Raw genomic sequence first — 12,876 nt, forward strand, 5'->3', positions numbered from 1 at the left:
TATAGCAATTTACTTCTTGACATAATATGCATATTAGTATATAATCTGTTTAATAAATACTATTATAGGATAAAAGGAGCAACAGATGAGAAAAGCAAAACACTTAGCAAAAGAGTACAGATATACAATCTTTGTACTCACAATAGAGCTTTTGGTGAGTATTACTCAAGCACTGCCGCTTTTAAGCAGCGCTGCATAATGAAAGGAGTTTTACTATGGCACAAAAATCATACGATAAAGCTCTTTTTAGACTTATCTCCATACTCTCTATGCTCACTAAAGACGAAAGACCTACTATCTCATCTTTGGCAGAGGAGTTTAATGTTTCTAAAAGAACTATTCAGACAGATATTTATCAAAGACTCTGTGGCTGGGATATTACTAAAGATAAGCTTGGGAGGCTTGTTTTTAGGGATGGGGTTAATATTTTTGGGGTGACTCGGAAGTTAGGGAGAAAGGGGAAGGAGGTGGTGTGAGTCACTTGATTTTACTTTTAATACGCTTTTCTAAAATCTCTTTCCGTTTTTCCCAATACTCATATAAAGAGCTAAATAATCATAAAATTGCTTAGAATGATTTGGATAAATAAAATGAACCAGTTCATGAAAAACAACATATTATATGCAAATTTTGGGCTTTTTTATAAGTTGATCTTGGTTCAGTTTAATAATAAATTAAACCTGATTTAAAACTCATCTACTATGCTCTTTCTTATCTGCTCAAACTCTTCTGGAGTAATCTCCATATCTTCCATAAGCTCTCGGAGTTCTTCTTTGGCTTGTATATCCTCTTCGCTATCTTTGCTTATGGGGACAAACCCTTTTCCAATTATTCCCAATGATTTTTTATTGTGTTCAGGAACAAGACTTGGGTTATGTTTTAGACATAAGATATAGATAATGCCTTTTAGCAACTCAAAGGTCTCTTTGGTAGGTTTTATGTCAAAACACGACATGTATTTATACAATCTGTCGTAGTCTATCTTGTTCATAAAAACACCGGAATCCATATTTTGTTTGAACTCTTGAGCAGGAATTGTGTTCTTAAAAGTGTGATGTTTATTGCGAAGTTTTTTCATAGCTTCTTTAACAATTGGTCTATATTTTTTTCTGAAATTGCTTGCGGTGGCATAGTTTGCTTTTTGATTATTTGTACTAAGATTGAACCATATATATGAACGCATGAGAATATCTTTGTTGTTGTATTTGTCTGATTCTATTATTCCCATATTGACTCTTTTGTATTGATTTTTTGTAGCGGTCATGATGCCTTTTTCAAAAGCAGTCTTCCCTTCTTGTTCTGGATCTTTTTGGTTTAGATTGCAAACTTTCTTTTGAACTTTTTGATATGCTTTTTTTATGAAGTTGTCTTTTTTTTCAGGTGTGTTATCGTGAATAAGATTGATTATTTTTTTAAAAGCATAGTACTCACTTGGATTAAATTCTAAATCTAAAGCCTGCTCACTATGGTTAAGTATATCATCCCTTATTTCATCAAGAAACATTGCAAGATGCTCCTTGTTTAATATGAAACTTTCTCTTTTTTCTTTTATCATTTTTCTCTCCCATTAAGTGTGTCAATGTTTTTCTGCGAAAACTGCGCCTTGGTTTCCGATACTTATACGAAGTATTTGGAGTGCGTTTCAAAGCGCAGTACTAAATTTTTATCTAATTTGTGCATTTTTGCGCCTAGCTTTTCGATTTACCTATTTAAAGAAATCCCTATTTTTAGGCAGATTTTGATTGGTAGAAAATGCCAGCGCACTTTTTACTAAATCTCACTCTACAAATATCCCTATTTTTAGGCACTTTTTATAAAAAGCGCACCAGTGTTTTCGAGTGTTGTATTTTCAAAATATCAAGCGCACTAATGATTAATATTTTTACAATTTCCCATTCAAAATCCTTTTTTTTAAACAACTTTTTGATTGTTGTTCAATATATAATCTACAACTGTATCAATTGGATACTCCACAGATGCATTCTTCGATTTGCCACGTTTTTTATATTCCAAGTACAGTCCTTGCTTCTTCCAGCGGTCAATTGTCGCAACCGACTTATTTAGAGCTTGTGCAGCTTGTTTCCGTGAAAGTAAAAGAGTGTCAAATTTCTGATAGATTAAACCCCTAGCTTCTTGTTTAGTCATGTGTCTTCTCCAGTTTTTAAGTGTGTATTAGTAGCTACTTGAAGACATTATATTGCAGTAAAAAATAAAAGAAAAGTCCAAAAATGAAGGAGTAAACGGCAGATGTAGCTATATGTAATTATTTGAAATCATATGTATTTATATGTAAAATTTGGTGAATTTGTATAAATTTTCATAGTTGCTTCAGAAGGTAACAACTATGAAAAAAGTAGGTAAATTATTTTGTATGTGTAAGCTCTTCGGCAATCATCTCAGCCTGCTTCAAAACAGTTTCCGTAGCCAACATTTGCATATCTGGTGGATAACCAAACTGTCTCAGAGTTCGTTTTACTATTACTTTTAGTTTTGAGCGAACGCTCTCTTTAATGGTCCAGTCTATACTTGCATTTTCTCTTACTCTTTGTGTAAGTACGACTGCCAACTCTCGTAAGATTTCTTTTTCCATAAGCTCTTTTGCACTGTCGTTATTAGCAACTGCGGTATAAAAAGCATACTCAAAATCAGATAAACCCATCTCTTTGGGCTCTTCATCCATCTGATGAATATCTTTTGCCAGTTTCATAAGCTCATCAATTACTTCAACAGCAGTGATGATTTTATTGTGATATTTTTTAATAGAGCTTTCCAACATCTCCATAAGAGATTTACTCTGAACTAGATTAGTTTTCATGCGAGTTTTTATCTCATCATTGAGTAGTTTTTTCAGCACTTCAAGAGCGATATTTTTATGTTTCATCCCTTGAACTTCCATTAGGAACTCTTCAGAAAGTATAGAAATATCAGGCTTTTTAATCCCAGAGGCATCAAATATATCTATAACTTGCTCTGTTACAAGTGCTTTATCTATAACTTGTCTTATGGTGGTTTCCATCTCTTCATCTGTTTTGCCAGGACCACCGCCATCAAACTTAACAAGTCGTGCTTTTACAGCTTGAAAGAAAGAGATTTCATCTTTAACATCCATAGCTTCTTCATGGGGAACTGCTATTGCGAAAGCTTGTGATAATGCAGTCACTTCACCAATGTATCTTTTCTTACCATCTTCAAGCCCTAATATATGTTCTTCAGCTTCAAGTATAAGCGATAACTTTTGTCTCGTGTCTGCTTGAAAATAATCCTCATAAGCAAATCCATGATACATTTGAGAAACTACTTCTAACTTTTCAAGCATAAGGGCTACGGCTTGCTCTTGAGCCAAAGCGGGATCACCTTTTCCGCCACTATCACTATAAAAAGAAAGAGCCTTTTTCAAGTCACTAGCAATCCCTAGATAATCAACAACAAGTCCGGCTGGTTTGTCTTTATAAACTCTATTTACCCTTGCTATGGCTTGCATAAGGTTATGACCTTTCATTGGTTTATCTATGTAGAGTGTGTGCATAGATGGTGCATCAAATCCAGTAAGCCACATATCTCTAACAATGACAAGTTTTAGCTCATCACTAGTATCTTTCATACGATTAGCTAAATCTCTTCTTTGTTGCTTGGTTGTATGATGTTTAGCCATATCTGGACCATCACTTGAACTCGCTGTCATGATAACTTTAATAACACCTTTGTCTAAGTCATCATTATGCCACTCAGGCTTAAGTGCAATTATCTCTTTGTAAAGCTCAGTTGCAATTCTTCTACTCATAGAAACAATCATACCTTTACCATCAAATACTTCTTGTCTCTTTTCAAAGTGAGCGACTATATCATTTGCCACTTCTTTTATTCTATTTTTACTACCTATAAGAGCTTCAAGTTGAGTCCATTTTGCTTTTGCTTTTTGGGTATCGTTTAAGTCATCATTTTTTATCTCGCTATCTAGTTCTTTAACAAGCTCTTTACCCTCATCACTAAGTTGTATCTTAGCAAGTCGGCTTTCATAGTAAATCTTAACAGTAGCACCATCTTCAACAGCTTGTGAAATATCATAAATATCTACATAATCACCAAATACAGCAGGTGTATTGACATCACTACTCTCTATTGGTGTACCAGTAAATCCAAGATAGGTAGCATTTGGTAAGGCATCCCTTAGATACTTTGCAAAACCATAAACGATTCTTTTACCAATAACATTTCCGTCTTTATCTTTTTCATCAACAGTTTTTGGTTTAAATCCATACTGAGTACGGTGTGCTTCATCGGCTAGAACTATGATGTTTCGTCTATCTGAAAGTTCATCATAGATATTTCCCTCTTCGGGTTGAAACTTTTGGATAGTGGCAAATATAACCCCACCCGAAGCTACTTTGAGAAGTTTCTTAAGATGATCTCTATCTTCTGCTTGAATAGGTTCTTGTCGCAGAAGTGAAGCAGAACTTGCAAAGGTATCAAATAGTTGGTCATCTAAATCATTTCTATCTGTGATAATAAGGATTGTAGGATTATTTAAACTCAATACTATCTTACCCGTATAGAAAACCATAGAAAGTGATTTACCACTTCCTTGTGTATGCCAAACGACACCACCTTTTTTATCTCCATCTTCTGCACTTGCTTTTGTAGTTCTCTCAACAGCTTTATTTACTGCATAGTACTGATGATAAGCAGCTAGTTTTTTAACAGTCTCTATAGTAGTTATACCAGTCTTACTATCTTCTTTTGTGCTTTTCTCATAAACGATAAAGTTACGGATTAAATCTAAAAGAGTGATTGGGTTTAACATACCAGTTATCATAGTTTCAACTTGAGATATTAACTTAGAAGCTTCACTTTTACCATCACTACTTTTCCAAGACATAAATCTTGTTAGACCAGCTGATATAGTTCCTGCTTTTGCTTCTAAGCCATCACTTATAATACAAAAAGCATTGTAAGTAAAAAGAGATGGGATAACACTTTTATAAGTCTGTATTTGCTTGTATGCAGAACCAACAGTTGCATTTTCATCTATTGGATTTTTAAGCTCAATTATTACAAGAGGTAAGCCATTTACAAAGAGGATTAAATCTGGTCGTTTATTGATACCATTTTCTATGATAGTAAATTGGTTTGATACTACAAAGTCATTTTTAGATATATCATCAAAATCTACAAGTTTAACTATTTCACCACGAGTGACACCATCCTTTTGCACTTCAACAGTTATACCCTCTGTAAGCATTTTATGAAAAGTTTCATTATCTGTTAAAAGTTCTGTTGTTCTTAGTCTCTGGCATTGTTTTACAGCATATTCTATTTGGTTGTATTCTAAAGTAGCGTTTATAGCAGTAAGTGAGTTTGTGAGTTTTTCTTTGAGTATCACATCTTCAAAAGATTCTCTGAGAGGAGTTTCACTATCAGGTGCTATATTTGGAGCATAGATATATTCAAAGCCTTGTTTTTCTAAAAGCTTTATAGCAAAAAGTTCTATTTCATTTTCTGTTATTTTAGTCATTTTGAATCACTTAAAACTTGAACTAGTTCGATACAACAAAAATTATTTGTTAAAAAATAAAACATTAACATCGAAATAACTACAATGACAAATAGGAAACTAAGAGGTAGTTTGTCTTTCCACAAAGTTAAATTTAATTGTTTTTCGACCCAATTTATATGTTTTCTCCACTGCCAAAAAAATTTATAATGTGCATACCAATCACTAAAAAGTATCTGTTTACTAATAGATTTTGAGTAAAACTGATCTTCAATGGTTTTCAATTTCTCTTTTGCTTCATCAAACTGATCATCATCTAACTTTGCTTTAACTTCATAATATAGTTCTTTCAAGGAATTAAAATGTTTTGTAATTTCACTCCCAGCTTCAGAATAATCTTTTTTAGTATCATTGTATGATGATATATAAATACCAACAATACCAAAAATAACTAATGTTGCAGAAATATTTTTTAATGTAAAAAACTCGATATATAGCGATAAAATTCCAATTGCTATCGATGCAAAACTGATAATTCCTGGTAGTTTCTCAATCATATCGAATGTTGCAAAATGCTTTTTCGCTCCAAAACCGACATTATATGCACTTTCTGCAATCTGTTGCAATAAATTTTCTTTTGTCATCAATATTTCCCCTTTTCATCAATTGGAACATGAACTCTATCTTTGGCAACAACTATATTGTTTTTAACGATATAACACTCTACTACATGATCACCTGAAAACTTTGTAGTTTCATTTTTAATTTTATATCCCTTGATAATTTGTCCTCTTATTTCATCTCTTTGTTTTGCTTCTTCCCCACGATTCAAAACTTTCCAATAAATATCATATTTACCGGGTGTTTCATTGTCAATAATTTTAAAAATTAAATTGTAATTTGGAGATAGAGTTTCTTTCTTTAGAAGCATATTTAATAAGTTCGTTAAAGGGACGGTATCAGATTTTACTTCTGAATCTATCGTTAAATCATATCTAATATCTACATTAAACATATCTTCTATGAATTCTTCAGTATTTCTCCAACTTAACATTGAAGTATCAGCAGATTCTGTTGTTACTTTCATTGATGATGGAAAGTCTCTTCCAAATATTTTTTTCCATTTTTGATTTGCATTTTTATTTTCTTGCGCATCAATTGCTTCTAAAACAAGGTTATGTGCTTTTTTTGCCTTGGTTTGAAATTTTTTCTTTATATAAACTTTCTGATTACTTCCAGGAGCAAATACATGATTTGTATTTTGTAATTCAGACAAATACTTTAAGAAATCTCTTGTCATCCAATCATAATATGTATAGCTTTTATCATCATATTCTGTAGTTGAGTTTAAATAATTATAAGCTATACTATCTATCAATAAACCTCCCATTGCCACACCATGATAGTTTTTCCATGATCTAAGCATCTTGCATAATGGTCTTAAATTATTATTTTTACTTGAATGCAGTTCAGATATTGCTTTCTTTTCTTCTCTGGGTTTTGTAGTTTTCCAACTACCTCCATTGTTAGTGTCTGGATAATAAAAACTTCCATCCTCAAACTCAAATGCAGGTAAAACCTCAATTTGATAATTGGAGAAAGAAATCACTACAACTTGTCCATCTCCTCTCATATTAGTATTTTGGTATCTTGATTGAATAGTTTTTTTTACTTCTTGTAATAATGCAGATTGTCTACCATCTTTGAATCTTTCGTATTCAGCCCACGGTAAGATATAAATCATATCCAAATCAGATATACTTTTTATTGCAGTATATCTGCCATATGAACCAACCTGCAAGCTGTTGGATGTTTTTGAGTCAGATGAACGATATTTTTGATTTAATACTCTTGTTATTTCCCCATATCTTTTGCTAATCTGTTCTTTATTATCTACTTCTAGATTATTAAGAAAATCTTGAAAAGTTTGAGATACATTCATACAATCATTCCTATGTTTTATAATTTTTTACTAGTTGTTTTGAAATTCATCTTCATAAAATATCTCTTGCCAATTTTTTTGTAAAATATCCCAAACTACACTATCAACATGAAAATGAGGGTCAACTCCCACATAACTTTTTTTGATGTATCCTCTTGCCATTAAAGTTTTTACAGGCTTTGGTGTTTGCAAACTTTCAAATTCTATTCCAAGATTTGAAGTTTGAGTTTTATTCCCTAAAAAATGAGCTAAGATAAATTTTTCATCTAATGACAAATTACTCAATACTTCAATAAAATCATTAGTCGCCTGATCTAAACCTCTTTTATTCTTAAACCAATTAAATAGCCTTGAAATAAGATTTAGTATTGTTATGACACCTGAAATAAGTGTTACAATACCAATATAAGTTCCATATTGAGTAATAAACTCTTGCAGATAAAAAAGTTCTCTTATTTTATTTCCTGATAATATTAAAAACAACCCACTAATAAATAAAATCCAAGCTATTTTATACACAGAACCAAATAGCTTCAAAAAATCAGTTATATTAAAGTTCATATTTTCACCCTCACTTCCCCACTCATAAGCTTAGGTAAAAGTGTATCTCTTATATTTTCAAGGGTTTCTATCTGTTTTTGATTTTGTACTGTTTTCAAATAGTTGGGTTCTAATAATTTTGAGAATTCTTTTATCTTATCAACTGATGGAGTTAAAAAATTTATATTTAATATATCTTCAGGCTTTACTCTTTGATGGCTTCCACTTGTACCAGAGGCAGACATTGTCAAATCACCAATAACTTTATCTGATTTTAAAAGTGTTGATATGAAAGGGAAAAGCTCTTTTTCATTTGGTTGTATTACTTGAAACTCAGTAGAACAAATTGAATTTACTTTAGGTTCAAAGTAAATATCCCATACTCTTGGAGTTTTTGGATTTAGTTTTGACATTAAAATTGAAAAAGGTTCTACTTGATATTTATTACTTTTAATATCTGAACCTAACTCAACATTAGGTTCTTTATTTGTATCAAAAGCAGGTAAACTAAAATGTAAAAACTCTTCATTAGGATTTTGTGCAGGTTTAATGCTCACTTTTTGATGGGTAGCAAAATCACTTACTGTATATTCTTCCCACTTATCCTCAGCTTCTTCAATAAACCATTGTCTAAAAAGTGTTTGTGCTAACTCTTCAAGGGTTTTGTTTTGGCGGTGGAGGAGGTCGATTTTATCATCAAGTGAGCTTAGAGCTTCTGCTATTGCTTTTTGTTCTTCAATTGTCGGAAGTAATAAATCAAAACTAGCAAATTGTTTTGCATTTGCTCCTGGTTGTGCTGAACCACCAATAATTCCTTCAACAAAACCATCCCATTCATAAGATTGTAGACAATATGCTACAAAATATGGATTGGCTATTTTTGAATTTATTCTATATCTTATTAAGTATGAAGCAAAAACTGCATTTTCATTTTTTGTAATTAATTTATTATATCCCGTTGTTGCACCAGTTCTAGCGATTACAATATCACCAAACGAAAGCATATACTTATCTTTTTTACCATCATCAATCAAACAATAAGGCACAGTATCCCAATTAATTCTATCTGGAACAATATCAGTTATTCTTAAAAATTTTGGTCCGCATTCTTCTTGACTTGCACTAGCAGTATATCCATAAGAAATATCTGTACTAATTTCACCTAATGTAGTATTTAACCACTCACTCATCAACAACTACCTTTGCCAAGTTCTCATTGATTCTCTGATTGAGTGCTTGTTCCTCTTCCATCTGCTCTTTTAGTTCTTGTTGTAGAGTTGCAAATCTCTCTCTAAAATCAAACTCATCATCTACCTCTTCAAGCCCTACATATCGCCCAGGGGTTAGTACATAGTTTAACTCTTTTACCGTGTCTTGCGAGGCTGATTTACAAAACCCTTTTATATCTTCATATTGTGGGACTGAAGTCCCACTTCCGATAGAGGGATTTGGAGGTGGGACTTTAGTCCCACTTTTGGAAACTTTCCAGTTGTGATAAACCTTAGCTATATAGTCTGTATCTTCGTGACTAAACTCTTTTGTTCGTCTGTTTATAAGTTGCCCCATATTTCGAGCGTCTATAAAAAGTATATCTTTGGTGCTTCTTCCCCTTTTCATAAACCAGATAGTTGCTGGGATTTGCGTATTTAAAAACAGTTTTGCAGGGAGATTCACTATACAGTCAACTAAGTTAGCTTCTATAAGCGCTTTTCTTATCTCTCCCTCATTTGATGTGTTAGAGGTAAGGCTTCCTTTTGCTAGTACAAATCCGGCACGACCTGTTGGGGCTAAGTGATATAAAAAGTGTTGTATCCAAGCATAGTTTGCATTGCCCTCTGGTGGTGTTCCATATTTCCATCTTCCATCATTTCGTAGTAGGTCACCGCTCCAGTCACTGACATTAAAAGGTGGATTTGCGATGATAAAGTCTGCTTTGAGATCTTTGTGGGCATCATTTAGAAATGAACCTTCATTGTTCCACTTTACTTGTGAGCTATCTATTCCTCTAATGGCAAGATTCATTTTAGCCAGTCGCCATGTAGTTTGGTTTGACTCTTGTCCGTAGATAGATATATCGTTTATCTTCCCTTGGTGCTCTGTCACAAACTTTTCAGATTGTACAAACATACCACCACTACCACAACAAGGATCAAAGACTCTCCCTTTATATGGCTCTAACATCTTTACAAGAAGTTCAACTACACTTTTTGGAGTATAGAACTGCCCACCTTGTTTACCCTCAGCAAGTGCAAACTCACCTAAGAAATACTCAAACACATGACCAAGCACATCAGCACTTCTAGCTTTTGCATCGCCAAAGGCAATGTTACCTATAAGGTCGATTAGACCTCCTAGAGATTTACTATCAAGATTATCTTTTGCAAATACTTTAGGTAGCACACCTTTTAAAGAGCTATTTTCTTTTTCTATAGCATCCATAGCCTCATCAACAATCTTTCCTATGCTTGGTAACTTAGCATTTGAAAGAAGAAATGACCATCTAGCAGTAGGAGGAACAAAAAATACATTCTCTGCTTTGTACTCATCCATATCTTCAGGGTCAGCCCCTGCATATTCACCTTCACCAGCTTCAAGCTTATTATAAAGTTCAAGAAAACTATCAGAAATATACTTTAAAAATACAAGCCCCATCACCACATGCTTATACTCTGCGGCATCTATATTTTTTCGTAGTTTATCGGCTGCTTTCCATAGTTGTTTTTCTATTGATTCTTCTTGTTTTGCTTTTGCCATATTTTGTATACTCTTATCATTAAAATTTATTTCTTTTTATTTTAGCGAAACTTGATGACATTTGACTTTATTTACTAAGCATTTAAGATTTGAGTATAAAGTTCTCTTATGGGTGATAAAAAATATCTTGCATTGGAACCGTAAGATAAAATGCAAGAGGTTACTAACATTTACACATAGTGACCTGAAATAGATAATGGGCTTTTAATTCTTTAGCTTGTTACACAAGTTGAGTATTATAGTCAAGTAGTGTAGCTAAGTACTTTTAGCATTTAGCGAATAGATGTTGCGCAACAGAACTGAATAAACGATTAATGTTGATTTAGACGAAATGAAATAAATGCATAATCAGTTAATAATAATTGATTCATAAACAATAGAAGAGACAACTAGCACTTTTAAGTGTTTATAAACAAGCAAATAGGCCATTTGAATGTTTTGCGACCAAAAAGTGACTCTCAAATTTGGACTTTTCTCTTTATGAGAAAACTCTCTAGTCACATCGTAGATTTTTTTCAAGTTATAACGAAATATTTGGTGAGACCTCAGATAATTGAGATTTCGAACAAAAGACTTTTAACGAGACAAGAGTTTGCAGTTTTTTTTGGTAGATCCACTGGCTGGGTTTATACAAACGTAGAAAAAGGAGGTACTTTGGTAAAAGGAGTACATGTTTTTGAATTCTGCGGTGTGACACTCTATGATAGAGAACAAATAGAAACTGATATAATATCAGGCTTAATTAAGTAATCTATCGTTCACCCATAAATCTTCCATATTGATAATATCAATAATCTTCGTGTAAAACTCCTTTTGAACTTTGAAATTCCAGAGTGAGAAGGGAGTAAGAAACAGCTCGTAAGGGCTAAAGTGTACCCAAAAAATTGGGCATACTTCTCCACTATCGATTTTACATATATTTAATCTATGTTATAATTCCATCGTTTCGATCGGTCGGTCGTTCCGCCTCTTCGCCTTTTTCACGCTCAGCAAGAGCATACCTTTCGATAGTCGGTTGTGCTGTACTATCTGTTCCATGTCCATTCTGTGAGAGTCTTGGATTTAGGTCTTGGTATGAGAAAGTGATGAGAGCATAGCATCATCCACAGCGCCACTATCTGCGTGTAGTCGATTCCTCTTTTAGTTTCCCTGTGAGAACCAGCCGCAGCTGTATCAATTTCTACTATTTTTTCAATACTTGAGTACTGCTTTGCTTACATTAACTATGATGGTTCACAAACAGAATATCTACTTCACCAGACGCTTGATAATACGCCTATCAATTTTTTGAACAATGAGATTTGTATGAGCGAGGAACAGGTACCAAGTGTTCCAGTTGAATTACTCAACGGGAAGCCAAAAAAAGCTTCCTTCACTTGGGAGTGAAAACACTTGGTACCCCGTTGAATAATTTGAACGAGGAAATTATAGAAAGTATATAAATTTTTTGCCTGATTGCAGAAACGAGGTAATTTGATTATAATTGAGGTGACTTGAATAGATTTGATAATATAAAAAAGACAAAAGAAGAGTTTAAAACTTAAAAGAATAGTTTGAAAAAGTAGAAGAATAGAAAGATTTTATTGTTTTGGTGACTAATGGGTGACTAAAGTGGTTTTTCCTGAAACTTAAGAAAGCTTCTAAAGCTCGTTATAGAGGTAGTTTTGAGGGGATTTTTATTGTAGATGGTGCGGATGAGAGGACTTGAACCTCCACACCTTACGGCACCAGATCCTAAGTCTGGCGTGTATACCAATTTCACCACATCCGCATGTGTATAAGTGTTTTATGTCTCTTCAGACACTATAAGTAAAAAGTGGTACGCCCTAATGGATTCGAACCATTGGCCTACGCCTTAGAAGGGCGTTGCTCTATCCAGCTGAGCTAAGAGCGCATACATTTATAAAAATGGTGCGCCCGATAGGATTCGAACCTATAACCGTCGGATCCGAAGTCCGAAACTCTATCCAGTTGAGCCACGGACGCCACAAAATTTATTATTATTAAGTTTTTTATATCTAATTTATGGGGTGAGATACGGGATTCGAACCCGCGACCCCCGGCACCACAAACCAGTGCTCTAACCAGCTGAGCTAATCTCACCATAATTTTTTAAATATAAAAGTGGTCGGGGTGAAAGGACTCGAAC

The 12,876-nt window shown here is 33.5% G+C and carries 10 protein-coding genes and 4 tRNA genes; 1 reads left to right on the plus strand and 13 read right to left on the minus strand.

Translation table 11 applies throughout. The features are described 5' to 3' along the window. Positions 1 to 215: 215 nt before the first annotated feature. Positions 216 to 476, plus strand: coding sequence for an HTH domain-containing protein (locus M0Q20_RS06315; protein ID WP_295059442.1), 261 nt, complete (start codon positions 216 to 218; stop codon positions 474 to 476). Positions 477 to 506: 30 nt separating this feature from the next. Here the strand turns inward: M0Q20_RS06315 and M0Q20_RS06320 are convergent, their stop codons facing one another. The 13 genes from M0Q20_RS06320 to M0Q20_RS06380 all read right to left on the minus strand — a co-directional run bounded on the left by M0Q20_RS06320 (position 507) and on the right by M0Q20_RS06380 (position 12,830). Next, positions 507 to 599 (minus strand): hypothetical protein, encoded by a 93-nt coding sequence (locus tag M0Q20_RS06320; RefSeq protein ID WP_366933654.1) that lies wholly within the window; start codon positions 597 to 599, stop codon positions 507 to 509. An 86-nt stretch (positions 600 to 685) separates the two neighbouring features. Then, a complete protein-coding gene (locus tag M0Q20_RS06325; RefSeq protein ID WP_295059445.1) occupies positions 686 to 1,555 on the minus strand; it encodes a hypothetical protein in 870 nt (289 codons plus the stop codon). Between the two features lie 356 nt (positions 1,556 to 1,911). Then, positions 1,912 to 2,145 carry a hypothetical protein gene (locus M0Q20_RS06330; RefSeq protein ID WP_295059448.1) on the minus strand — a complete coding sequence of 78 codons (234 nt, stop codon included), beginning with the start codon at positions 2,143 to 2,145 and terminating at the stop codon, positions 1,912 to 1,914. Between the two features lie 217 nt (positions 2,146 to 2,362). Next, on the minus strand, positions 2,363 to 5,512 hold the full coding sequence (locus tag M0Q20_RS06335; protein WP_295059451.1) for a type I restriction endonuclease subunit R: 3,150 nt from the start codon (positions 5,510 to 5,512) through the stop codon (positions 2,363 to 2,365). Next, the gene (locus tag M0Q20_RS06340) at positions 5,509 to 6,135 is read right to left on the minus strand and encodes an SLATT domain-containing protein (protein ID WP_295059454.1); all 627 of its coding nucleotides are present in this window, start codon (positions 6,133 to 6,135) and stop codon (positions 5,509 to 5,511) included. Before M0Q20_RS06340 ends, M0Q20_RS06335 begins: the two co-directional genes overlap by 4 nt. After that, on the minus strand, positions 6,135 to 7,433 hold the full coding sequence (locus tag M0Q20_RS06345; RefSeq protein WP_295059457.1) for a hypothetical protein: 1,299 nt from the start codon (positions 7,431 to 7,433) through the stop codon (positions 6,135 to 6,137). Before M0Q20_RS06345 ends, M0Q20_RS06340 begins: the two co-directional genes overlap by 1 nt. 30 nt (positions 7,434 to 7,463) lie before the next feature. After that, positions 7,464 to 7,994 carry a super-infection exclusion protein B gene (locus tag M0Q20_RS06350; RefSeq protein WP_295059460.1) on the minus strand — a complete coding sequence of 177 codons (531 nt, stop codon included), beginning with the start codon at positions 7,992 to 7,994 and terminating at the stop codon, positions 7,464 to 7,466. After that, positions 7,991 to 9,163, minus strand: coding sequence for a restriction endonuclease subunit S (locus tag M0Q20_RS06355; RefSeq protein ID WP_295059463.1), 1,173 nt, complete (start codon positions 9,161 to 9,163; stop codon positions 7,991 to 7,993). The genes M0Q20_RS06350 and M0Q20_RS06355 overlap by 4 nt, the downstream gene beginning before the upstream one ends. Continuing rightward, positions 9,156 to 10,727, minus strand: a complete 1,572-nt coding sequence (locus M0Q20_RS06360) for a class I SAM-dependent DNA methyltransferase (protein ID WP_295059466.1) — start codon at positions 10,725 to 10,727, stop codon at positions 9,156 to 9,158. The genes M0Q20_RS06355 and M0Q20_RS06360 overlap by 8 nt, the downstream gene beginning before the upstream one ends. Before the next feature lie 1,686 nt (positions 10,728 to 12,413). After that, positions 12,414 to 12,498, minus strand: a tRNA-Leu gene (locus M0Q20_RS06365). Positions 12,499 to 12,544: 46 nt separating this feature from the next. Next, positions 12,545 to 12,621, minus strand: a tRNA-Arg gene (locus tag M0Q20_RS06370). Between the two features lie 15 nt (positions 12,622 to 12,636). Beyond that, positions 12,637 to 12,713 (minus strand) — tRNA-Arg (locus tag M0Q20_RS06375). Positions 12,714 to 12,753: 40 nt separating this feature from the next. Then, positions 12,754 to 12,830 (minus strand) — tRNA-His (locus tag M0Q20_RS06380). Between the last annotated feature and the right edge of the window lie 46 nt (positions 12,831 to 12,876).

Source organism: Sulfurimonas sp. (assembly GCF_023229025.1).
Taxonomy (GTDB): Bacteria; Campylobacterota; Campylobacteria; order Campylobacterales; family Sulfurimonadaceae; genus Sulfurimonas.